Source organism: Phaeobacter sp. (assembly GCF_022825805.1).
In the GTDB taxonomy this organism is placed as follows: domain Bacteria; phylum Pseudomonadota; class Alphaproteobacteria; order Rhodobacterales; family Rhodobacteraceae; genus Phaeobacter.
In genome coordinates this window covers 12,743-34,548 of sequence record NZ_JAJDWC010000120.1, presented here as the reverse complement: position 1 = coordinate 34,548, position 21,806 = coordinate 12,743, and the positions used below count along the sequence as shown (strand labels likewise).

20 protein-coding genes are annotated in these 21,806 nt (G+C 62.0%); 14 read left to right on the top strand and 6 right to left on the bottom strand.

Features of this window, described 5'->3' with window-relative positions; translation table 11 throughout:
* Nucleotides 1-28: 28 nt before the first annotated feature.
* The 10 genes from Q0C28_RS13985 (at nucleotide 29) to Q0C28_RS13940 (ending at nucleotide 10,440) form a co-directional block, all read left to right on the top strand.
* Entirely contained in the window at nucleotides 29-910 is an 882-nt protein-coding gene (locus tag Q0C28_RS13985) for an ABC transporter permease (protein WP_293576760.1), read from the top strand.
* A complete protein-coding gene (locus Q0C28_RS13980; RefSeq protein WP_293576747.1) occupies nucleotides 907-1,713 on the top strand; it encodes an ABC transporter permease subunit in 807 nt (268 codons plus the stop codon). Before Q0C28_RS13985 ends, Q0C28_RS13980 begins: the two co-directional genes overlap by 4 nt.
* A 210-nt stretch (nucleotides 1,714-1,923) precedes the next feature.
* A complete protein-coding gene (locus tag Q0C28_RS13975; RefSeq protein WP_293576746.1) occupies nucleotides 1,924-3,243 on the top strand; it encodes a glutamine synthetase family protein in 1,320 nt (439 codons plus the stop codon).
* A gap of 106 nt (nucleotides 3,244-3,349) precedes the next feature.
* Nucleotides 3,350-4,030 (top strand): type 1 glutamine amidotransferase, encoded by a 681-nt coding sequence (locus Q0C28_RS13970; protein WP_293576745.1) that lies wholly within the window; start codon nucleotides 3,350-3,352, stop codon nucleotides 4,028-4,030.
* Nucleotides 4,030-5,388 (top strand): glutamine synthetase family protein, encoded by a 1,359-nt coding sequence (locus tag Q0C28_RS13965; protein ID WP_293576744.1) that lies wholly within the window; start codon nucleotides 4,030-4,032, stop codon nucleotides 5,386-5,388. The genes Q0C28_RS13970 and Q0C28_RS13965 overlap by 1 nt, the downstream gene beginning before the upstream one ends.
* 221 nt (nucleotides 5,389-5,609) lie before the next feature.
* On the top strand, nucleotides 5,610-6,920 hold the full coding sequence (locus Q0C28_RS13960; protein ID WP_293576743.1) for an FAD-binding oxidoreductase: 1,311 nt from the start codon (nucleotides 5,610-5,612) through the stop codon (nucleotides 6,918-6,920).
* Between the two features lie 170 nt (nucleotides 6,921-7,090).
* Nucleotides 7,091-8,308 carry an aminotransferase class I/II-fold pyridoxal phosphate-dependent enzyme gene (locus tag Q0C28_RS13955; RefSeq protein WP_293576759.1) on the top strand — a complete coding sequence of 406 codons (1,218 nt, stop codon included), beginning with the start codon at nucleotides 7,091-7,093 and terminating at the stop codon, nucleotides 8,306-8,308.
* 128 nt (nucleotides 8,309-8,436) lie between these two features.
* Entirely contained in the window at nucleotides 8,437-9,396 is a 960-nt protein-coding gene (locus tag Q0C28_RS13950; protein ID WP_293576742.1) for a nucleoside hydrolase, read from the top strand.
* The gene (locus Q0C28_RS13945; protein WP_293576740.1) at nucleotides 9,393-9,932 is read left to right on the top strand and encodes a GrpB family protein; all 540 of its coding nucleotides are present in this window, start codon (nucleotides 9,393-9,395) and stop codon (nucleotides 9,930-9,932) included. The genes Q0C28_RS13950 and Q0C28_RS13945 overlap by 4 nt, the downstream gene beginning before the upstream one ends.
* A 58-nt stretch (nucleotides 9,933-9,990) precedes the next feature.
* Nucleotides 9,991-10,440: an N-acetyltransferase gene (locus Q0C28_RS13940; protein WP_293576739.1), complete on the top strand. Its 450-nt coding sequence runs from the start codon at nucleotides 9,991-9,993 to the stop codon at nucleotides 10,438-10,440.
* A 70-nt stretch (nucleotides 10,441-10,510) separates the two neighbouring features.
* On the opposite strand, the gene Q0C28_RS13935 is transcribed toward Q0C28_RS13940, so the two are convergent.
* From Q0C28_RS13935 to Q0C28_RS13925, 3 genes are all read right to left on the bottom strand, one after another.
* Nucleotides 10,511-10,966 (bottom strand): MEKHLA domain-containing protein, encoded by a 456-nt coding sequence (locus Q0C28_RS13935; protein ID WP_293576738.1) that lies wholly within the window; start codon nucleotides 10,964-10,966, stop codon nucleotides 10,511-10,513.
* An 81-nt stretch (nucleotides 10,967-11,047) separates the two neighbouring features.
* Nucleotides 11,048-12,322 carry a phosphopyruvate hydratase gene (gene eno / locus Q0C28_RS13930; RefSeq protein ID WP_293576737.1) on the bottom strand — a complete coding sequence of 425 codons (1,275 nt, stop codon included), beginning with the start codon at nucleotides 12,320-12,322 and terminating at the stop codon, nucleotides 11,048-11,050.
* A 155-nt stretch (nucleotides 12,323-12,477) separates the two neighbouring features.
* A complete protein-coding gene (locus Q0C28_RS13925; RefSeq protein WP_293576736.1) occupies nucleotides 12,478-13,377 on the bottom strand; it encodes a DMT family transporter in 900 nt (299 codons plus the stop codon).
* Between the two features lie 297 nt (nucleotides 13,378-13,674).
* Here Q0C28_RS13925 and Q0C28_RS13920 point away from each other — a divergent pair, with 297 nt between their 5' ends.
* The gene (locus Q0C28_RS13920; protein ID WP_293576735.1) at nucleotides 13,675-14,973 is read left to right on the top strand and encodes an FAD-binding oxidoreductase; all 1,299 of its coding nucleotides are present in this window, start codon (nucleotides 13,675-13,677) and stop codon (nucleotides 14,971-14,973) included.
* A gap of 89 nt (nucleotides 14,974-15,062) precedes the next feature.
* Here the strand turns inward: Q0C28_RS13920 and Q0C28_RS13915 are convergent, their stop codons facing one another.
* Entirely contained in the window at nucleotides 15,063-15,476 is a 414-nt protein-coding gene (locus tag Q0C28_RS13915) for a Fur family transcriptional regulator (RefSeq protein WP_293576734.1), read from the bottom strand.
* Between the two features lie 422 nt (nucleotides 15,477-15,898).
* On the opposite strand from Q0C28_RS13915, the gene Q0C28_RS13910 reads away from it, so the two are divergent.
* Nucleotides 15,899-17,266, top strand: coding sequence for a DEAD/DEAH box helicase (locus tag Q0C28_RS13910; protein ID WP_293576733.1), 1,368 nt, complete (start codon nucleotides 15,899-15,901; stop codon nucleotides 17,264-17,266).
* 227 nt (nucleotides 17,267-17,493) lie between these two features.
* Nucleotides 17,494-18,456, top strand: coding sequence for a DMT family transporter (locus tag Q0C28_RS13905; RefSeq protein WP_293576731.1), 963 nt, complete (start codon nucleotides 17,494-17,496; stop codon nucleotides 18,454-18,456).
* A 3-nt stretch (nucleotides 18,457-18,459) separates the two neighbouring features.
* Here Q0C28_RS13905 and Q0C28_RS13900 read toward each other — a convergent pair whose 3' ends face one another.
* Nucleotides 18,460-19,929, bottom strand: a complete 1,470-nt coding sequence (locus Q0C28_RS13900; protein WP_293576730.1) for a YdiU family protein — start codon at nucleotides 19,927-19,929, stop codon at nucleotides 18,460-18,462.
* Nucleotides 19,930-20,007: 78 nt separating this feature from the next.
* Between Q0C28_RS13900 and Q0C28_RS13895 the strand changes: the two genes are divergently transcribed.
* The gene (locus Q0C28_RS13895) at nucleotides 20,008-20,439 is read left to right on the top strand and encodes a cupin domain-containing protein (protein WP_293576729.1); all 432 of its coding nucleotides are present in this window, start codon (nucleotides 20,008-20,010) and stop codon (nucleotides 20,437-20,439) included.
* A gap of 38 nt (nucleotides 20,440-20,477) precedes the next feature.
* Here the strand turns inward: Q0C28_RS13895 and Q0C28_RS13890 are convergent, their stop codons facing one another.
* Nucleotides 20,478-21,659 carry an anhydro-N-acetylmuramic acid kinase gene (locus tag Q0C28_RS13890; RefSeq protein WP_293576728.1) on the bottom strand — a complete coding sequence of 394 codons (1,182 nt, stop codon included), beginning with the start codon at nucleotides 21,657-21,659 and terminating at the stop codon, nucleotides 20,478-20,480.
* Nucleotides 21,660-21,806 lie beyond the last annotated feature (147 nt).

Genomic DNA, 21,806 nt, shown 5'->3' with positions numbered 1-21,806 from the left:
GCCGGTCCCGATCTGAAAGAGGCCCGCCATCTTCTCCTATTGCTCTGACCCGGCCAGCCTGGAAACGTTCCAGTGGCTGAGCTGTTATCTGACAACTGGCAAGCATTTTGCCTTCTACACCTCTTTTGGCACCGTGCTGTTGTTGCTGGCGATCACCGCGCCGACGGCGCTGTTGTTCGGATTTGGTGGGGCCATGGCGGCTCGGGCGCGGTTTGCGCCGCTGTCGTGGATTGGCAAAGCCTATATCGCCATTGTGCGCGGCGTGCCTGATATCGCGTTTTTCCTGTTTTTTGTCATCGCACTGGACCAGGGCATCGAATACCTGCGCCATCGGATCAAATGCCCCGATTGGGAGGCAGCGGTGCGTCAGGGCAATGACTTTGTGGTCTGTGACGCGGCCAAAATGCCGCTGAACACCGCGGATCAATGGGTGCACGAAATCTATGGCTTCACGCTCGCTGTGGTCACCTTTGCAATCGTATTCGGCGCCTTTGCCGCCAATGTGCTGTTTGGCGCGATGCGGGCGGTGCCACGCGCGCAGATCGAAACCGCCGAAGCCTATGGCATGACACATACGCAAGCGTTCTGGCGCATTCTGGTGCCGCAGATGTGGACCTATGCGCTGCCGGGTCTGTCCAACCTGTGGATGGTGCTGATCAAAGCCACGCCCCTGCTGTTCCTGCTTGGCGTCGAAGACATCGTCTATTGGGCCCGTGAGCTGGGCGGCTCCAAGACCGAACGCTTCACCGATTACCCCCATGGGGATTGGCGGATGCAGTATTTCTTCGGTCTGCTGGTCTTCTATCTCGCCTTCACCAAAGTCTCCGAGGTTGTGCTTGAACGCCTCAGCAAACGCCTGTCCCGTGGACAGGCCACGCTCGCGGGCGAAGCACAAAGGAAAGCGGCATGAGCTGTCTTCAGACCCTGCAGGACTATGGGCTGCGCTCACTCGGCTATGGCGAACGCTTGCTGCCGCGCTCTGACTTTACCCTGTGCGATCAATTCGTGCTCATCGGCTCCGGCATGATCTGGAACGTCTACTTCGGCGTCCTTGCGGTGCTGATCGGGTTTGTCATCGCCAACGGGGTTGCGTTGGGCAAAAACGCCAGCTCCACCCCCATTCGCAAATCGGCAGAATGGTTCATCTTCCTGTTCCGCGGCTCACCGCTGTTCATCCAGTTCTTCTTTGCCTATTTCCTGTTCCTGCAGCTGAAATCGGTGTCGCCGATCTTCGATCCGTTCTCCGCCGCATGGCTCGGCGCGTTGATCGTGCTGATCCTGAACACGGCCGCTTACTCTGCTGAAATCTTCTATGGCGCGCTGCGGTCCATCCCCAAAGGTGACATCGAAGCTGCCGACGCTTACGGGCTATCCGGCTGGAGCCGCTTCCGTCGGATCATGTGGCCCACCATGATGCGGCTGGCCTGGCCCTCCTACACCAATGAGGCCATTTTCCTGTTCCACGCCACGACACTGGTGTTTTTCTCCGGCTTCCCCGCCTGGCGGCAACAGGGCGATGCGCTCTATTATGCGAACTACTTCGCGGATAAGACCTTCAACCCGTTTGTCCCCTACCCGATCCTGGCGTTCTACTTCATCCTTCTGACGCTCTGTGTGATCGGCCTGTTTGGCCTTGTAAACCGGCGTCTGAACGCTCATCTGCCGCAGGAGAAAAAGGCCAAGATGCGGTTGCGGATGAATCTGATCCGCTGATCCTGCCGAGACTTGATCAAATGAACTTCGAACAAGGCGCCTCACCGGCGCCTTTTTCTTTGGCCGCACTGGGCTCTCGCTTGAAAAAACGTCCAATTTTCTGACGCACGGATGAGGCGCGTGGCTGACTTGTGAATTTTTTGATCAAATTTCCTTTGCGGATGCGAAAACCTGCAGTAGAACAGTGATAACGAGCAAGGGAGCCCTCCGATGGATCTGTCCAATCTGCGCACACTTCGCATTGCCGCCTGTGACGTGAACGGCCAGATGCGCGGCAAACGCCTGCCTGCGGAACTTGCTGACAAATTGGCCGATGGCGCAGCCCGGATGCCGATCTCCACGCTCAACGTTGATCTCTGGGGGCGCGACGTCGAAGACAACCCGCTGGTGTTTGAAACCGGCGACGCTGATGGGGTGATGCTGCCAACAGACCGCGGCGCAGTGCCAATGCCCTGGCTGGCCACACCCTCTGCATTGGTTCCTATGAGCATGTACTGGGAAGATGGCCGCCCCTTCATGGGGGATCCCAGACATGTGCTGGAAGAAATCCTGGCCCGCTATGCAAAACGCGGCTGGCAGGTGATGGCGGCCACCGAAATGGAATTCTGCCTGCTGGATGATAGCGGCGATCAACCAGCCCCGCCCCCCGATCCGCGCACTGGCCGCCCGCTGGATCAGCAATCGGTCCTGTCGGTTGCCGAGCTGGACGCTTTTGATGCGTTTTTCTCCGATCTCTATGAGGGCGCGGCGGCAATGGGCATTCCTGCGCAATCCGCGATTTCCGAGGCCGGGCTGGGCCAGTTTGAAATCAACCTCAATCACCAAAACGCCCTGCGCGCTGCCGATGACGCCTGGCTGTTCAAATCGCTGGTTCGGGGTCTCGCCCGCAAACATGGGTTTGCAGCCACCTTCATGGCGAAACCCTACGCTGAAGAAGCGGGCAATGGCATGCATGTGCATTTCTCGGTTGTCGACACGGATGGCAACAATATCTTTGATGACGGCACCGAACGGGGCTCTGATCTGTTGCTGAATGCTGTGGCGGGCTGTCTCGCTGCGATGCCCGCCAGCACGTTGATATTTGCCCCGCACGCCAATTCCTATGACCGTCTGGTGCCTGGCGCCCATGCGCCGGTCGACGCCGCCTGGGCCTATGAAAACCGCACTGCCGCCATTCGCATCCCTGGCGGCAGCCCCAAAGCCCGGCGCATCGAGCATCGCGTGGCAGGTGGTGACATCAACCCCTACCTGATGCTCGCTGTTGTCCTTGGCGCTGCGCTTGTCGGCATCGAAGACAACGCCCAGCCACCCGCCCCATCAGAAGGCAACATCTACGACATCCAGGGCTTGCCCCAACTCGCCCCCAGCTGGCAGGCCGCCGTCGATCTGTTCGACACAGACGCGATGATCGCCCGCATCCTTCCAGACCGGATCATCCGCAACCTTGTGATGACCAAACGACAGGAAATTGCCGGTTTCGCAGACCGCCCCGCGCAGACACATTGGCTCTCTTGGCTGGAGGCGGTATGAGCCAGCAGTCTCTGTCCCAACCGGGGCGAGACCGCGGCGCGCAAAGCGGCCCCTTGTTTGGCGCATTGTGCTCCGCTAGGCTCAATTTGATCAAATTTGGTGAACCATGAAAATCGGCATCCTGCAAACCGGCCATGCGCCTGACACTCTCATCGACAGCGCTGGGAACTATGACGACATGTTCCGCAGATTGCTCGCCGATGGTGGTTTCGAGTTTGAAACCTTCGCCGTTGTGGACAACCAATTCCCCACCGGCCCCGAGGCTGCGGATGGCTGGCTGATCACCGGATCCAAACATGGCGCCTATGAAGACCACGACTGGATCCCACCGCTTGAGACGCTGATCCAGCAGATCCATGCCCGCAAACTGCCGCTGGTTGGCATCTGTTTTGGCCACCAGATCATCGCCCAGGCCCTTGGCGGCAGGGTCGAGAAATTCGCAGGCGGTTGGGCTGTTGGCCCCGTCACCTATGAACAGGCCGGCAAACCCCTGCGGCTCAATGCCTGGCATCAGGATCAGGTGGTGCGCCTGCCCGAAGAGGCGCGCGTGCTGGCAGGCAATGATCATTGCGCCAATGGCATCTTGGCCTATGGCGATCACATCTGGACCGCCCAGCCGCACCCAGAATTCACCAGCAGCTTTGTGGATGGGCTGATCGACAGCCGCGGCCGTGGTGTCGTGCCCGATCCCCTGCTGGATGCCGCGAAGGCACAACTCGATCTCCCCATCCAATCGGATGAAATTGCAACCTTCCTCAATGCCTTTTTCCTGAAAGAGAGGACCTAATGTCAGCTTGGCTCGACACCCTTCCCGAAGCCGTCAAAACCTATCTGGAGGGCCGTCGTCTCGACGAGGTTGAATGCGTTATCTCGGACCTCCCGGGCATTGCCCGCGGGAAGGCCGTGCCAGCATCGAAATTTGCCAAACAGGATTTCTTCCATCTGCCTGACAGCATTTTCTATCAGACCATCACCGGGGATTGGGCCGAAGCTGCCGATGAAGACGGCTGGATCGAAAAGGACATGACCCTCAAACCGGACATGTCCACCGCAACCGCCGCGCCCTGGACTGGGGACTGGACGCTGCAGGTGATCCACGACGCTTATGACCGCGACGACAAACCTGTGCCCTTCAGCCCGCGAAATGTGCTCAAACGTGTGGTCGGGCTCTATGAAGCCAAGGGCTGGAAGCCGATCGTGGCCCCGGAGATGGAGTTCTTTCTGGTTGCCCGCAACGTCGATCCCGCGCGCGACATCGAGCCTATGATGGGCCGCTCCGGCCGTCCGGCGGCCGCGCGGCAGGCCTATTCCATGACTGCGGTGGATGAATTTGGCCCCGTCATCGACGACATCTATGATTTCGCCGAAGCGCAAGGATTTGAAATCGACGGCATCACCCAAGAAGGCGGCGCTGGCCAGTTGGAAATCAACCTGCGCCACGGCAACCCGGTGAAGCTGGCGGATGAAGTGTTCTATTTCAAACGGCTGATCCGCGAAGCGGCGCTGCGCCATGATTGCTTTGCCACCTTCATGGCAAAACCGATCGCGGATGAACCCGGCTCTGCCATGCACATCCATCACTCGATCATCGACATGGAAACCGGCGACAACATCTTCTCCGGGCCACAGGGCGGTGAAACGGACGCGTTTTATCACTTCATTGCCGGTCTGCAATACCACCTGCCCGCAGGGCTTGCGGTGATGGCGCCTTATGTGAATTCCTACCGCCGCTATGTGAAAGACCACGCCGCGCCCATCAACCTGGAATGGGCCCGCGACAACCGCACCACGGGCATTCGCATCCCGCTGTCCAGCCCCGAAGCGCGGCGGGTGGAGAACCGCATCGCCGGTATGGACTGCAACCCATACCTGGGGATCGCTGTGTCCCTGGCCTGTGGCTACCTCGGTCTGATCGAAGAACAGCGCCCCACCCGACAATTCAAAGGCGATGCCTATGAAGGCGAGGGCGACATCCCGCAGGTGATGGGCCAGGCGTTGGATCTGTTTGAACAGGCCGAAGCCCTGCATGAGGTTCTGGGGCCAGAATTTGCCCGTGTCTACAGCTGCGTCAAACGCGCCGAATATGAGGAGTTCCTGCAAGTGATCTCCCCTTGGGAGCGCGAGCATCTGCTGCTCAATGTCTGACGCGGCAGGGTCTGATCTGATCGGGCCTTTGGCCGTCTGGCCTGAAGCCGTCTGATCCGGTTTGCCCCCTTGCAGTGCAGCCGCCTGCCTCCTTCTGATGTGGCGCAGGCGGCCTGCGATGCGCAGATGAGTATTTTTGGAAAGATGACAAGCAGCAGCGCCCCCCGCCGGTGACAGGCTGCGATTTGAACCCGCTGGGCGGGGGACGAAGGAGGGACCAGATGGCATTGAACCTGTTGTACGCCAACGACAAGAAGGGGGATTATCCCAACAGCTGGTATGCGGCCACCGCCACGCCCCTGCCCCGGTTTGCCTCGCTGAACGCAGAAGTCACAGCCGATGTCTGCATCGTGGGTGGCGGGTACACCGGCCTGTCGGCGGCGCTCCATCTGGCCGAACGTGGTCGTTCCGTGGTGTTGCTGGAGGCCAACCGCGTCGGTTTTGGCGCCTCCGGGCGCAATGGCGGCCAACTGGGCAGCGGCCAGCGCATGGATCAAGACGGGCTCGAATCTCTGATGGGCCATGCAGAGGCCGCCAAACTCTGGCAGATGGGCGAAGCGGCCAAGGATCTGGTCCGCGCGCTCATCGCGCGCCACGGGCAGGATTGCCAGCTGAAGCCCGGCGTCGCCTGGACCGCCTCCAGCGCTGCGGATACGGCGGATCTGCATGAGTATGCCAGCCGCCTGGAAGAGCGCTATGGCTATGACCAGATTGAACGGCTTGATGCTGAGGCCTGCCATGCGCTGTGCCCCTCTCCCGATTATGTGGGCGGGTTTCTGGATCACGGCGCCGCCCATCTGCACCCATTGAACTACGCGCTCAGCCTCGCGCGCGCGGCCAATGCAGCAGGCGCGGAGATCCATGAAACCAGCGAAGTCGTCGCCATCGAAGACGGACCGAAGCTGCGGATCAAAACCGCGCAGGGCCAAGTGCGTGCCGATCATCTGATCCTCGCCTGCAACGGCTACCTGGGTGGTCTGAACCGGCAGGTGGCGGCGCGGGTGATGCCGATCAACAATTTCATCATCGCCACAGAGCCCCTGGGCGACGACGCGGAACGGGTGCTGACACGGGATGTGGCCGTGGCGGACAGCAAATTCGTGGTCAACTACTTCCGGCTGAGCCAGGACAAGCGGCTGCTGTTCGGCGGCGGTGAGAGCTACGGCTACCACTTTCCAACGGATATTGCCGCCACCGTGCGCAAGCCTATGCGGCAGATTTTTCCCCATCTGCAGGATGTGAAGATCGACTACGCCTGGGGGGGCACCCTTGGCATCACGATGAAGCGGATGCCTTATCTGGCCCGGCTGGCCCCCAATATCCTGACCGCCTCAGGCTATTCCGGCCATGGTGTTGGCACAGCCACCCATGCAGGCCAATTGATGGCCCTCGCGGTGGAGGGCGATGGGGACGGATTTGACACATTGGCCCGGGTGCCCGCCCCCGCCTTTCCCGGTGGCAGCGCCCTGCGCAGTCCGCTCCTTGTGCTGGCGATGACGTGGTTTTCCCTGCGCGACAAGCTGGGGATCTGATCCAGCCGCGACGACCCACAGCTGCCCAGCTCCAAAGACTTGCGTGAAACTTTGCCCATTTGGCGTTTTTACCGCCAGATCGCTTTGCAATTCGCCGCGCACTGTTTTAAGTTTCTGGAAGGTTAAATTCAGGAATTTGAAATATGAGCCAAACCTCCCTGCGCGCCCCGATGGGCCCCGTGCCCGATGTCCATCAGGCAGAAGCGATCCCCGACGCCGCCCGCGCTGCAATTGAAGCGCTGATGCAATCGGGGGACCTGTTTCGCTACACCGCGCCGCAGGATGCGCCGGTGGCTCTGCTGGAGGCGGAGTTTGCCCAATTGCTGGGGGCGAAATATGCGCTCGCGGTTTCTTCCTGTTCTGCGGCGCTGTTCCTGTCGCTGAAAGCACTGGATCTGCCACGCGATGCGCGCGTTTTGATCCCCGGCTTTACCTTTGCCGCGGTGCCATCATCCGTCGTGCATGCCGATTGCATTCCGGTTCTGTGCGAGGTGGGAGAGAACTACCGCGTGGATATGGCCGATTTCGAAGCCAAGCTGGACAACGTTCAAGCGGTGATCATCAGCCATATGCGCGGCCATACCTCGGACATGGATGCGATCCTGGCGCTTTGTGCCGCGCGCGACATTCCCGTGGTGGAGGATGCAGCCCATTCGCTCGGCACCACCTGGCACGGGCGCAAGATCGGAACCCTTGGGGCCATCGGGTGTTTTTCCTTCCAGTCCTACAAGATGATCAACGCGGGGGAAGGCGGCATTCTGATCACCGATGATGCCGAGCTGGTGGCGCGCGCCGTGATCATGTCGGGCGCGTATGAACACAATTGGCAGAAACACAAATCCGCGCCGAGCACTGAAACAGATGACGCAACCGGCGCGCTGCAAGCGGCCTTTGCCAAATGGCAGAACAAACTGCCGCTCTATAATCTGCGGATGAGCAATCTCTCCGCCGTGGTGATCCGCCCGCAGTTGCCGGAACTGGCCCGCCGGGTGAGCGATGGGTTAAAGAACCACGACTACGTGGCCGATCAGCTGAACCAATCGCCCTATATCACCGTTCCAGCACCGCTGGCGCCGGAAAAGCGCGCACCAGATTCGATCCAGTTCAACCTGGTTGGCATGTCCGATGACGAAGTGCGCCGCTTTGCCAAAGCCTCCGCTGCGAAAGGCGTGAAAGTTCAGGTCTTTGGCCTGTCCGAAGACAACGCCCGTGCCTTCTGGAACTGGCAGTTTCTGCCGGAACAACAGTCGCTGCCGCAGACCCGCGCCATGCTGATGCGGGCCTGTGATGTGCGCCTGCCGGTGCGGTTGCGCGAGGATGAGCTGGATGTGATCGCCGCCATCGTGCTGTCCGCCATCGAGGACACCATGGAGGCGGCAGCCGCCTGACGCATCATACTCCGGGCGCCATCAGCGCACGAAGCCACATGACCGATGTCCAACCGCGGCGCCTGCTGCGGCTGGACATTCCGGCGTCCGCTTGCAAGGGTTCCCCCGACGACCTGAAGGACCCCGATATGAGCGAGCAGACCGCAACGCCCCCCCGCAAAATAATCATTGATACGGACCCCGGACAGGATGATGCCGTGGCCATTCTATTGGCCCTGGCCAGCCCGGAGGACATCGACCTTCTGGGGATCACCTGTGTTGCAGGCAATGTCCCACTCGCGCTGACGCAGACCAACGCCCGTCGCGTCTGCGAAGTGGCTGGGCGGTCGGATGTGGCGGTGCATGCCGGTTGCGCTGCGCCATTGCAGCGCCCGCTGGTGACCGCTGAGCACGTTCACGGCAAGACCGGTCTCGATGGCCCGGACCTGTGGGAGCCGACCATGCCGCTCTCGCCGGTGGATGGCGTCACCTTCATCATCGACACCCTGCGCAGAGAACCCGCTGGCACCGTCACGTTGTGCCCCCTTGGCCCGCTGACGAATATCGCCGCTGCCTTTGAACAGGCGCCGGATATCATCGAACGGGTGCAAGAGGTCGTGTTGATGGGGGGTGCCTACTTTGAGGTGGGCAACATCACACCAGCGGCAGAGTTCAACATCTACGTCGATCCCGAAGCGGCCCAAGCCGTGCTGGGCGCAGGCATACCCGTCACCATGATGCCGTTGGATGTCACCCATAAGGCGCTGGCCACCCGGCCCCGGATCGACGCCATCCGCGCCTTGAACTCGCGGGTTGGCACCTTCACCGCCGAAATGTTGGATTTTTTCGAACGGTTTGATGTGGAAAAATACGGCTCCGATGGGGGACCTCTGCATGACCCTTGCGTGATCGCCTATCTGATCCGACCCGATCTGTTTTCGGGTCGCCATATCAATGTTATGGTGGAAACCGGCTCGGACCTGACATTGGGCATGACTGTCGCGGATTGGTGGGGCGTCACCGACCGCGCCGCCAATGCGCTGTTTATCGGCGATGTGGACAGCGACGGGCTGTTTGATCTGATCACCAAACGCCTGGGGCGGCTATGACGCCTCTGGTGGCGCCTGACCCCGGTTGGCCTGCCCAATGCCACGCAGAGGCCGACCGCTGGCGCGAGGCCGGCCTGACCGGGCTGGTGCAAGTCCATCACATTGGGTCAACCGCAGTGCCGGGCCTGCCGGCCAAGCCCATCATCGATATGCTGCCAGTGTTTGCAGACATGGATGCACTGGATGCGGCACGCCCGCAGATCGAAGCATTGGGATATGAATGGATGGGCGAATTCGGCCTGCCCGGTCGACGCTACTGCCGCCGAGACGATCCGCAAACGGGTCGGCGGCTGTTTCAGGCCCATTGCTATGTTGCAGGCTCTGGCGAAATCACCCGGCATCTGGCCTTTCGCGACGCACTGCGCGACAATGCAAGTCTGCGGGCTGGCTACAGCGCGGTCAAAGGCAAATGTGCTGCGCTGCATCCCGGCGATCTCAGCGGGTATGGCGATTGCAAATCGGGCTGGATCAAGAAGGTGGAGGCCCGCGCACTGGCCCAATACAGCCCTTCGCCCGACCTGCTAAAACCGACCTAATAAAACCGGCCTAATAAAACCGGCCTGACTGAACGGGCCTGACAGAAGAGGACAGATCATGAGCGCCGCCCTGCATCTCGCCCGCCCCGAAGATCTGGATCGCATCCTCGATCTGGTCACGGCCTTTCACGCGGAAACAGGCATTTCCTCGGATGACGCTACCCGCCGCGCCGGGATTGAACCGCTGCTCGAGGGGCTGCCCTATGGCGCGGTTTACCTGATCGGGCCCAGTCGTGCGCCCGTGGGCTATATCGTTGTGACCTTCAGCTGGTCTGTGGAACTGGGCGGCATGGATGGCTATGTGGACGAGCTGTTCATCCGCCCGCCGGTACGCGGACGCGGCATCGCGACCGAGGTGCTGTTTGCCCTGCCCCGCACCCTGGCCGATGCTGGGATCAAAGCCCTGCACCTCGAGGTCAGCACCGACAACGACCGAGCCCGCGGCCTCTACAGCAGGGCACGGTTCGAACTCAGGAGCGATGTCAGCCTGATGACCCGCAAATTGTAGGTCACACGACCAGGTGCCTCACTCAGCACAGGTCAATACCTAGGATTCAACTCAGGTCTAAATCCATGTCTCAATCCAGCGGCCGCCAGGTGTCAAACCACGCGGCCTCCCCGCGTTTATGGCCGTCGCGATCCAACAGCGGCCAGATCACCGCATCGCGAATCTCAAACCGCGCGCCACTGGCGCTGATCCGCACGCCACAATAGTTCTCGACAAAACCGCGGGCACGCATTTCGGCAAACATCGCATCACGCTGGTCACGATGCGCCGGTTCCGCCGTCAGCCGGGAAGGCATCGCAGTCAGCGCATCCCACCCCATCTCCCACAGCGCCTGTGCCGCCAGATTGCCATAGGTCAGGATCGGATCAGCCGCCCCATCATGGGACAGGATCGGAAATGGCGCATGATAAAGCGCCTTGGCATCGCCGCCGTCCAACAGCGCGCGTCCGGTCACCCGTTGATGCGAGGTGATCAGCAGCGCCGCATGATCGGCCTGAAAACCATTCTCTTCAGATGGCGCATCCACTGGCTGCCCTCCGCAACTCTCCAAAACAAAGACCCCATCACGGATGACGGGGTCTTCGGTCTCATGGTCTGGCGCTGGTGATCACTTCAGGATCGAACGACCAGCATATTCCGCGGTTTCGGCAAGCGCCTCTTCGATGCGGATCAGCTGGTTGTATTTCGCCAACCGGTCAGAACGCGCCAGCGAGCCGGTTTTGATCTGTCCACAGTTGGTGGCCACCGCCAGATCGGCGATGGTGGCATCCTCGGTCTCGCCCGAACGGTGCGACATAACGTTTGTGTAGCGCGCGCGATGCGCCATATCCACGGCCTGCAGCGTCTCGGTCAGGGTGCCGATCTGGTTCACTTTGACCAGCATGGAGTTGGCACAGCCACGGGAAATCCCATCCGCGAGGCGCGCAGGGTTGGTCACGAACAGATCGTCACCGACCAGCTGCACCTTGCCGCCCAGCTCGTCTGTCAGCGCTTTCCAGCCGTCCCAGTCGTCTTCGCTCATGCCGTCTTCGATGGAGATGATCGGATAATCATTCACCAGCGCCGCCAGATAGGCCACATTTTCTGCAGAGCTCAGTGTTTTGCCTTCGCCGGACAGAACATATTTGCCGTCTTTGTAGTATTCCGTCGCCGCACAATCGAGCGCGAGATAGATCTCCTCACCCGGCTTGTAGCCCGCTTTCTCGATGGATTTCAGAACGAAATCCAGCGCTTCGCGGGTGGAGGCGATGTTCGGCGCAAAGCCACCCTCATCGCCGATCCCGGTGGACAGACCTGCGGCAGACAGTTCTTTCCTCAGCGTGTGAAACACCTCAGATCCCATCCGCACAGCATCGCGGATGTTCTCTGCCGCCACCGGCATGATCATGAATTCCTGAATGTCGATCGGATTGTCGGCATGCTCACCACCGTTGATGATGTTCATCATCGGCACCGGCAGCACCCGCGCCGACGTCCCGCCGATGTAGCGATAAAGCGGCTGGGTGGTGAAATCCGCAGCGGCCTTGGCCACCGCCATCGACACGCCCAGGATCGCATTGGCGCCCAGGCGGCCCTTGTTCTCGGTGCCGTCCAGTTCGATCATCGCACCGTCAACAGCGACCTGTTCGGTGGCGTCAAAGCCGACGAGCTCTTCGGCGATCTCGCCGTTGACCGCCGCGACGGCCTCCAGGACACCTTTGCCGAGATACCGTGACGCATCGCCATCACGTTTTTCCACCGCCTCATAGGCGCCGGTGGAGGCCCCCGATGGAACCGCAGCGCGGCCCATGGTGCCGTCTTCCAGCATGACGTCGACCTCAACCGTGGGGTTGCCGCGGCTGTCGAGGATTTCACGGGCGTGGATATCAATAATGGTGCTCATCACTCAGGTCCCTGATAGTGGCATTGGTTGCCAGCGTCATATCAGTACCCAACAAAATGTAAACCGCGTTCGTTACCGCTAACGTCACATATTTTGTGGGGTTAGGGCTAACAAATCGCTGTTTGCGCAATCAGCCGCAGAGGAGCTGCCCGTGATCAGGCCGCCAACTGCGACGCCGCAGTCTCGCGCCCCACTTTGGCCAGCCGCCGCTCTCGCAGGAAGGAATAGAGCCCCGAAGCAATGATCAGCCCGGATCCCGTCAACGTCAGCGCATCAGGGGTCTCGCCAAAGACCACAACACCGATGGCGATGGAAAACACCAAACGGCTGTAGCGGAACGGTGTGACAACCGCCGCATCGCCAATCCGCGTGGCGGTCACGATGCTGGCATAGGCCAGCACCCCAAACACGATGCCGCCCAGCATCATCGCCCAATGTACAGGCTCCAGCGCCACGGGCGCGCCGGGCAGTATCGCCAGCATCACCAGACCCGCCAACAACAGTGAGCCAAAGGCCTGGCTGCTGACCACCGCAGAGGGCACCGCCGTATCCATCACCCGCGTCATCAGATCACGCGCGGCCACTGCCACCACCGAAATCAGAACCAACAGCACCCCAGGTTCAAACCCTTCGAGACCTGGGCGCACAATCAGCAAAACGCCCGCAAACCCGACAAGGATCGCGCTCCAGCGCCGCCAACCGACCTCTTCGCCCAGAAACAGCGCCGCCCCCATGGTCACCACCAGCGGCATGGCCTGAAACACGGCAGCAACGATGGAGATATCCACAATCGACAGCGCGGTGGCAAAACTCACGGCCGCAAACGCCTCGGTCGAGGCCCGCACCACCGGTTGCCAGCGCCAATTGGGGGCTGCCAGAATCCGATGCCCTTGGATCTTGGCCCAGATCACAAAGACCAAGCCGCTGCCCAGCCCCAACATCACCAGAATCTGGCCCACCGGCATATGGGCCGACAGCTGTTTGATGAACATATCCTCCAGCGAAAACCCCGCCATCGCGACGATGATCAGCAAAATTCCGGTGACATTGTTCATCTGGCCCATCCTGATTGTTAAGGGCCCTGTGCGACCCGTTGGCTGGAAACACCTGTTAACTGGAAACCGGGCGCGGACAGATCCGCCCCGGCATCGCGCCACAGAACTACAGCGCAGCGACAACGGCAACTCCGTTTGCGACCCCAATCCATGACAAGACGTGGATCTGATCATCACATCCCGTGATAGGTGATAACGCACCAGACCTGCAGGTGTTCCAGTCACCCATCCCCTCTTGCATTTCCCCGGCGCTTCGGTACCGATTTGGCCCGGACATTGCACGCTGGAGGACACCCCTTGGTTGAGGACATTTGTGGCTGGACCGCGCTGGCCGGACACCGCGCCGATTTCGCACCTCTGCGCGGCACGCAGACGGCAGATGTGGCCATCATCGGTGGCGGCTTTACCGGTCTGGCCGCCGCGCGCCAACTGGCGGCCCTGCGCCCCTCTGCGCGGATTGCGCTGATCGATGGCAAACGCATTGGCGAAGGCGCAAGCGCGCGCAACTCGGGCTTCGCTGTCGCCAACGAAAGCCCAGGCCACGCCCAGCTGCACACGGACAGTGGCCTCGCCAGCTACCGCACAATGAACCGTTTGGATCATGCCGGTGTCGCGGAGCTGCGTCAGCTGACAGGCCAGCTTGGGATCGATTGCCAATGGGAGGACACAGGCTCCATTCATGCGGCCCATGATCCGGCGAACTTCGACCGGCTGCGCCATCACGCAGAAACTTTTCAGCGCCTCCGCATTGATGCCCGCTTGATCGAAGGCAAGGATCTGCACAGCCGCCTTGGCACCTCGTTTTACAGCCTTGGCGTCGAATCTCGTGGTGGCGCGCTGCTGCAACCCGCAAAACTGGCCCAAGGGCTGGCCACCACCCTGCCCGATCAGGTCACCTGTTATGACAACAGCCCGGTGCGACGCATTGATCGCGACGGCGCTGGCTGGCTGCTGGAGCTGGCGGGCGGGACCATCACCGCGCCTCAGGTCATCGTCGCCGTCAACGCGTTTTTCCCGCGCCTTGCGCTGAAATCACTGCGTCTGTTCCCTCTGGCCCTGACCGCCTCCCTGACCCGTCCTTTGACCGCCGAGGAAGAGGCGCAGATCGGCCACGCGCCCAGCTGGGGCGTGCTCAGCCCACAGTCGCTTGGGGCCACCATGCGGCTGACGCAGGACCGCCGGATCCTGATCCGCAACACGGCCGAATACCGCCCCTCAGGCATCGATAGCCGGCGGCTGGACAGCCGCGTGCAGGTGCATGCCGATGGGCTGGCCAAGCGCTTCCCCTTCCTGCAACGCGACGCAATCGCCTATTCCTGGTCCGGCAGCATCTGCATCAGCCGCAACGCCAAACCGGTGTTCGAGCAAAGCCAGCCAGGCCTGTTTCTATGTGGCGGTTACAATGCCTCGGGCGTGTCGCGCGGCAGCATAATGGGCAAGCTGATTGCGGATTACGCCTGTGGTCAGGACAATCCGCTGCTGTCGGATGCGCTGTCGCTGATCAAACCCAATCTGATCCCACCGCGTCCGTTCTTTGATTTTGGGGTGAAACTGCGTATGGCCGCCGAGAGGCGCGCCGCGCGCCCCGAACGATAGAGTAGCCCGAACGCTATACCGGCCGGACCGCTCATCCCCTGATCAGGGCGCTGGTCCGATCAGCGCGTTAGTCCGATCAGCGCGGCGTCTCAGCTCTTTTTCAACGGCACACCGTAAAGTTCCAGCCGGTGGCCCCGCAGTTCATACCCCAGCTTCTCGGCGATCTTTTCCTGCAGCGCCTCAATTTCGGGATCGCAGAATTCGATCACCTTGCCGGAATTCATGTCGATCAGATGATCATGGTGCTCGCGGTCGGCATCTTCATAGCGCGCGCGCCCGTCCCCAAATTCCAGCCGATCCAGAATGCCTGCCTCATCGAACAGTTTGACCGTGCGATAGACCGTCGCCAGTGAAATCGCGCCATCCAGCGCGCTGGCCCGGGCATAGAGCTCCTCGACATCGGGGTGATCTTCGCTGTCCTCCAGCACCCGGGCAATCACCCGCCGCTGGCCCGTCATGCGCAACCCCTTGGCTTCACACCGTGCGATAATCGTTTCGCTCATAGCCGTCCCTTTATCAGCTTGGCTTCACTGTTTAACCAATGCCAGCCGGGCTGAAAACCGGCTTTCGCGGCTCATCCACAGGAATATGCGGCCCTGCACCATTGACTTTGTGGCCCAACCGCGCCATCTGCCGCAACAGGCATCCCTCCCTGCCGCGTGAGCAGAGGGCGTCGGGCCGCAGCTGAAGCGCGGAACCGCCAGGCCGGTTTCGTTGTCATCGACAGCAGGACCGGACCACAGGCGCACCCCACCGACCCCTGACAGGATATGCCACCGTTCCCAATATCACGCGTGGGGCATTTGCAGCGACCAGCGGGCTGACATGCCGTCAGACTGCCTGAGGTCCCTGCCCCAACGACAGACCGCCCGCAGCCGTGGGCGGCACCGGCCATGGCATCCGCCCGGCCGCGAAAGGACGAGACGTGACTGAATTCTCCACCATGGGGCTGCCCGAAAAGCTCCTGACCCGTATTTCCGATATGGGCTTCAAAGACCCTACACCGATCCAAGCCCGCGCCATTCCCCATGCGCTGAATGGCCAGGACGTGTTGGGCCTGGCCCAGACCGGCACCGGCAAGACCGCTGCCTTTGGCGTGCCGCTGATTGCGCAGATGATGCAATATGGCCGCAAACCCGCCGCCAAGACCGTGCGCGGTCTGGTGCTGGCACCAACCCGCGAACTGGCCAACCAGATTGCCGCCACGCTCAAGGGCCTGACCGAAGGCACCCCGCTCAAGACCGGACTGGTTGTTGGCGGCGTGTCGATCAACCCGCAGATCTCCCGTCTGTCGCGCGGCACCGACATCCTGATCGCCACACCAGGGCGCCTGCTGGACATTCTGGACCGCGGCGCGCTGGATCTTGGCTCCTGCGATTTTCTGGTGCTGGACGAGGCCGACCAGATGCTGGACCTCGGCTTTATCCACGCTCTGCGCAAAATCTCATCCCTGCTGCCGCAAGAGCGCCAGACCATGCTGTTTTCGGCCACCATGCCCAAGCAGATGAACGAGATCGCGAATTCCTATCTGAACGCTCCCGTCCGGATCGAGGTATCCCCTCCGGGCAAGGCCGCCGACAAGATCACCCAATCGGTCCATTTCATCGCCAAAGCCGAAAAACTGTCGCTGCTGAAAGAGCTGCTGGCAGAGCACAAAGACGAGCGCACGCTGGTCTTTGGCCGCACCAAACACGGCATGGAAAAACTGATGAAGACCCTCTCCGCCGCCGGGTTCTCCGCTGCCGCAATCCACGGCAACAAATCCCAAGGCCAGCGCGAGCGGGCATTGGCGGCCTTCAAATCCGGTGAGGTCAAAATCCTGGTGGCCACCGATGTGGCGGCCCGTGGTCTTGATATTCCGGACGTGAAATTCGTCTACAACTACGAGCTGCCCAATGTGCCGGACGCTTATGTCCACCGCATCGGCCGCACCGCGCGCGCCGGTAAGGACGGCCAGGCCGTGGCGTTCTGCGCACCGGATGAAATGGACGAGCTGAAGGCGATCCAGAAAACCATGAAGATCACCATTCCGGTGGCGTCGGGTCGCCCGTGGGAGGCCATGCCAGATCCCACAGCACCCGCCAATCGACGTGGCGGTGGCAAACCCGGTGGTGGCAAGCCCGGCGGTCATCGCCGTCGTCGCAGCGGTGGCGGTGGCGCAGGCCAGCAAAGCCGTGGCGGCGGCAATGGTGGTGGGCAGCGGCAAGGTCAGGGCCAAGGTCAGGGCCAAGGTCAGCGGCAGGGCCGTGGCAAGGGCAAACCCGGTGGCGGCCAGCGCCGCAGCGCCACCTGAACCATTCAAAACCGCACCCCAGCATATTGGGGGATCAGACCGGAGCAGTTCATCTGCTCCGGTTTTACTGTTTATAGCCCATGCCGCATGGCCAAACAGCGCCGCACGTGCGCAATACGACCAAGCGCCTGCAGAGCCGATAAAAAGACGCGCGGTCAGGGCTAAATCGCACACCAGCCCGGGCCGCGCGCATTGACACTCCGCCAGCCGCGGCCTTCTGTGGCGCCATGGGTGAAAAACGCGCAATGGACGGCCTCGGCGCCGCAATGCTGATCGGCTTCAGCGGGCTGATGGGTCTCAATCAGGTGGTCATCAAGGTCACCAACGGTGGCTTTGGCCCGGTGTTTCAGGCTGGGCTGCGCTCGTTGATCGGGCTGGGGGTTCTGCTGGCCTGGATGGCCTGGACCGCAGGGCGCCGCCGCGCAACTCATGCCGCAAACAACGGCGCCACAAACCCCGCCCCAACAGGGGCCCCCTCCACCGCCGCGCACCCGGCTGGCCGGTCCCCGTGGCACCAATCCGTCCATCTCTGGGGTCTGGTCGCGGGGCTGTTGTTCACCCTCGAATTTGTCTGCCTCTACATCGCCCTAGACCTGTCGTCGGTCTCGCGCGTGACCATCATCTTCAACTCAATGCCGGTCTGGCTGGCCCTTGCCGGTCACCTGCTGCTGCCGGGGGAACGGCTAAGCCGGGCACGCACTCTGGGACTGGTGCTGGCCATGGCTGGCGTCATCCTCGCTGTGCTGCACCGCAACGGGGGCACCGCATCGCTGCTGGGGGATGCGCTGGCGCTGCTTTCGACCCTTGCCTGGGCGGGCATCGCGCTTTGCGCCCGCATCACACCGCTTGCGACGGTGCCACCACTCCATCAGTTGGCCTATCAACTGGCCACATCAGCGGTGGTCCTATTGGCGATCTCACCGCTGTTTGGCCCGCTGCTGCGCGACCCCAGCGCGCTGCATGTGGCGGGTGTGTTGTTTCAGGCCGTCGCAGTCGCCAGCCTCGGATATCTTCTGTGGCTCTGGCTGATCAGCATCTACCGCGCCAACGCCGTCGCCTCCTTCAGCTTCCTGTCGCCGGTGATTGCCGCCCTGCTGGGCTGGCTGCTACTGGCCGAGGTGATCTATCCGCAGATCTGGGGCGCGCTGGCGCTGGTTGCCACCGGGATCCTTTTGATCAATCGCAAATAAGCCTCAGGTGCCACAGAAGGTCGCTGCAACCACCTCATGTTTCGCTGGGGGACGCCGCAGATCTTCCGCATCAGGCTGCACCGTGAACGGATCCGACAGGACCGCATTCAGCCGCTCGAACGGTGCCATATCGCCCGCCACCGCCGCTTCGATCATCGCCTCGATCCGGTGGTTGCGCGGAATGTAGACCGGGTTGGCCGCAGCCATCACCGCCGCCGGGTCCGCCTCGCGCTCCAGCCGGGCGCGCCAGTCCGTGGCCCAGCTCTCAAATGCCTCCGGATCCAGAAACTGCGCCCGCGCGGATGCGGCATCACTGTCAACTGCGTCAACCAAAGCCCGGAATGTATTGGTGAAATCTGCCTGCCCCGCTGCCATGCGCTGCATCAGATCGGTGATCAGCGGCATATCCTCGCGCGTTGCCTCGGCAATGCCGATCTTGGCCCCGAACCGGCGCAACCAGGCGGCCTCTGTCAGGGCGGGCATGGCGTGGACGATCTCGGTCGCCTCCTCCACCATCGCTTGCGGATCTTCGCTCCCTTGGATCAGCGCGGTGGCCAGCTGCGCCAGGTTCCACACGCCGATATCGGGCTGGTTGGAATAGGCATAGCGCCCCATCCGGTCAATCGAACTGAACACGGTGCTGGGATGATAGACATCCATGAAGGCGCATGGCCCGTAATCAATCGTCTCGCCCGAGATGGACGAATTGTCCGTGTTCATCACCCCATGGATGAACCCCACCGACATCCAGGCTGCAATCAGCTCTGACTGGCGGTCCCGCACTGCGCGCAGCAACCCCATCGGCCCATCTGCCTCGGGGTAGTGGCGCTGGATCGCATACTCTGTCAGTTGGCGCAGCGCCGCCTGCTCGCCCCGTGCGGCAAAGATCTGGAATGTCCCGACGCGCAGATGGCTGCTGGCCACCCGCGTCAGAACCGCACCGGGCAAGCCGCCTTGCTCCCGCCAGACCAGTTCGCCGGTGGCCACCGCCGCCAATGCGCGGGTGGTGGAAATGCCAAGGCTGTGCATCGCTTCGCTGACCACATATTCCCGCAGAACCGGGCCAAGCCAGGCCCGCCCGTCCCCGCCACGGGAATAAGGCGTGCGCCCCGAGCCTTTCAACTGGATGTCACGCCGCTGCCCGCCCGTACCAACAACCTCGCCCAACAGAATCGCACGCCCATCCCCCAGCTGCGGGTTGTAGTTGCCAAATTGATGGCCTGCATAGAGCTGCGCCAGGGGATCACTGCCCTCCGGTACATGATTGCCCGCAAAAATCTCGGCCAGTTCGGCCTGCTCCGCCTGATCTGCCGCCTCACCCGACGCCTCGCCCGGCACAATGCCCAGCTCTGCCCCAAGGGCTGCGTTATAGGCCAGCAACTCAGGTGCCTTGACCGGAACGGGGGCCTGTTTCGTGTAGAACACCGGCGGCAGCGCGGCATATGTATTGTCAAAGGGGATGTGCAATGTCATGGCCCAAACATATGCGGCAAACGCCAAATTGCCAGAGCCGCAGATGCGCATAACCAACAAAACAAACGGAGCACAGACATGACCGCAGATGAGATCATCGCCAAGCTGGACCTCCAACCGCACCCCGAAGGCGGCTATTACCGCCAGACCTGGATTGCCGAGAACGCCGACAGCCACAATGGCCGCGCCAGCGGCACCTGCATCTATTTCCTACTGAAAGCCGGCGAAAGCAGCCATTGGCACCGGGTCGATGCCACCGAGATCTGGCTCTATCACGCAGGCGCGCCGCTGGTGCTGTCCCTCTCCGCCAGCGACGAAGGCCCCGCACAGGACCATCTGCTCAGCCCCGATCTGGCCGAGGGCGCGCCGCCGCTGATCGTTCCCGAAGGCCACTGGCAGGCCGCCCGCACCACCGGGGAGTACACGCTGGTCAGTTGCACGGTCTCGCCGGGGTTCATGTTCGAGGGCTTTGAACTGGCCGCGCCGGGATTTGATATCCCCCGCGGCTGAACCCGCATCTCGTCACAGAGCGTTCCGCTCAGGCGCGCTCAGCCTTCCTGTCCCGGTACGCTGACCACGCCGCCACCGACACAAGCGCTGACGCCGGTGGTGCCGGGACAGGAGGTCGGCAATCCCCGCGCCACCCGCACCGCCAGATGGGCAAAGGCCTGCGCCTCCAGCATGTCTCCGTCCAGCCCGACGCTTTCGATTGGCGCCACCGGGCAATCAAGCGACACGCGCAGCATTTCCATCAACACCGGATTGTGCCGTCCGCCACCGGTGACCAGCACCACCTCCAGCGGCTCGGGGCAATGATCCATTCCTTGCGCCACAGCTGCCGCGCACATCGCGGTCAGGGTCGCCGTCGCATCCCGGTCGCTCAGCTCGCTGACGAGATTGATCATCTCCGCAAAATCGTTGCGATCCAGCGACTTGGGCGGCATCCGCGCAAAATAAGGCTCCGCCAGAAACAGCTCCAACGCGCCGGTTTCAACCTCACCGCCCAGCGCGATCCGCCCGCCTTCATCCATCGCCTGACCACAGCGCGCCTGCACCAGATCGTTGATCGGCGCATTGGCAGGCCCGGTGTCAAACGCAAGCAACGCGCCGGGCTCTTCGGGCGCATCAAACCGTGGATCGACATAGGTGATGTTGCCGACCCCTCCGAGGTTCAGAAAACACAACGGCTTGTCCCGCTTCAGATATTTGGCGCAGGCAAAGTGGAAAAACGGCGCCAGTGGCGCGCCCTCGCCGCCAAGACGCACATCATCGCTGCGAAAATCCCAGACCACAGGCGTGCCCAGCGCCTGCGCCAGCGCCGCGCCATCTCCGACCTGCAGCGTGCCCTGTTGTCTGGGTGCATGGGCCAATGTCTGGCCGTGAAAGCCGATCACCTCTACCGCCTTGCCCGCATCTTCCTGCGTCTCGGGGTCGCCGTCTGCCGCGCGCAGCGCCTCCAGAAAGGGGGCCAACAGATACTGATGCACCCGCGTGACCGTTTCGCCTGCCGCCGCCACCTGCGGGCCATCCCACTGCCCCAGCGCCGAGGCAAGCAAGGCCCGATCCACCGGTTCATAGGCGCGATAGCGGCTGGGCCCGAAGCCCGCAATCACCACGCCATCGGTCTCCACCACCGCCGCATCCACCCCATCCAGCGAGGTGCCGCTCATGGTGCCCAGGGCCCGGACGACACCCGATTTTGCAATGGCTCGGTTCTGTGTTCTGGACATCGTGTTCGTCTGCTCGCTGTTTTGCCTGTCAGAAGTCGCGCCAAACGCACTCCGCGCGTGGCAAAGCCCAAACTACAACAGGGATTTTCTGCCGCAAAGCCGTTCAGACAGCTTTCCCCCGCGCCATTTGCGTTTTATACAGCAGCG

Excerpts from the sequence above, each read along its gene's own strand:
- Q0C28_RS13955 (WP_293576759.1), top strand. The coding sequence starts at position 7,091 with ATGGGCCCCGTGCCCGATGTCCATCAGGCAGAAGCGATCCCCGACGCC.
- Q0C28_RS13950 (WP_293576742.1), top strand. The coding sequence starts at position 8,437 with ATGAGCGAGCAGACCGCAACGCCCCCCCGCAAAATAATCATTGATACG.
- Q0C28_RS13900 (WP_293576730.1), bottom strand. The coding sequence starts at position 19,929 with ATGACATTGCACATCCCCTTTGACAATACATATGCCGCGCTGCCGCCG.
- Q0C28_RS13960 (WP_293576743.1), top strand. The coding sequence starts at position 5,610 with ATGGCATTGAACCTGTTGTACGCCAACGACAAGAAGGGGGATTATCCC.
- Q0C28_RS13975 (WP_293576746.1), top strand. The coding sequence starts at position 1,924 with ATGGATCTGTCCAATCTGCGCACACTTCGCATTGCCGCCTGTGACGTG.
- Q0C28_RS13915 (WP_293576734.1), bottom strand. The coding sequence starts at position 15,476 with ATGAGCGAAACGATTATCGCACGGTGTGAAGCCAAGGGGTTGCGCATG.
- Q0C28_RS13895 (WP_293576729.1), top strand. The coding sequence starts at position 20,008 with ATGACCGCAGATGAGATCATCGCCAAGCTGGACCTCCAACCGCACCCC.
- Q0C28_RS13890 (WP_293576728.1), bottom strand. The coding sequence starts at position 21,659 with ATGTCCAGAACACAGAACCGAGCCATTGCAAAATCGGGTGTCGTCCGG.
- Q0C28_RS13905 (WP_293576731.1), top strand. The coding sequence starts at position 17,494 with ATGGGTGAAAAACGCGCAATGGACGGCCTCGGCGCCGCAATGCTGATC.
- eno (WP_293576737.1), bottom strand. The coding sequence starts at position 12,322 with ATGAGCACCATTATTGATATCCACGCCCGTGAAATCCTCGACAGCCGC.
- Q0C28_RS13945 (WP_293576740.1), top strand. The coding sequence starts at position 9,393 with ATGACGCCTCTGGTGGCGCCTGACCCCGGTTGGCCTGCCCAATGCCAC.
- Q0C28_RS13925 (WP_293576736.1), bottom strand. The coding sequence starts at position 13,377 with ATGAACAATGTCACCGGAATTTTGCTGATCATCGTCGCGATGGCGGGG.
- Q0C28_RS13970 (WP_293576745.1), top strand. The coding sequence starts at position 3,350 with ATGAAAATCGGCATCCTGCAAACCGGCCATGCGCCTGACACTCTCATC.
- Q0C28_RS13965 (WP_293576744.1), top strand. The coding sequence starts at position 4,030 with ATGTCAGCTTGGCTCGACACCCTTCCCGAAGCCGTCAAAACCTATCTG.
- Q0C28_RS13980 (WP_293576747.1), top strand. The coding sequence starts at position 907 with ATGAGCTGTCTTCAGACCCTGCAGGACTATGGGCTGCGCTCACTCGGC.
- Q0C28_RS13940 (WP_293576739.1), top strand. The coding sequence starts at position 9,991 with ATGAGCGCCGCCCTGCATCTCGCCCGCCCCGAAGATCTGGATCGCATC.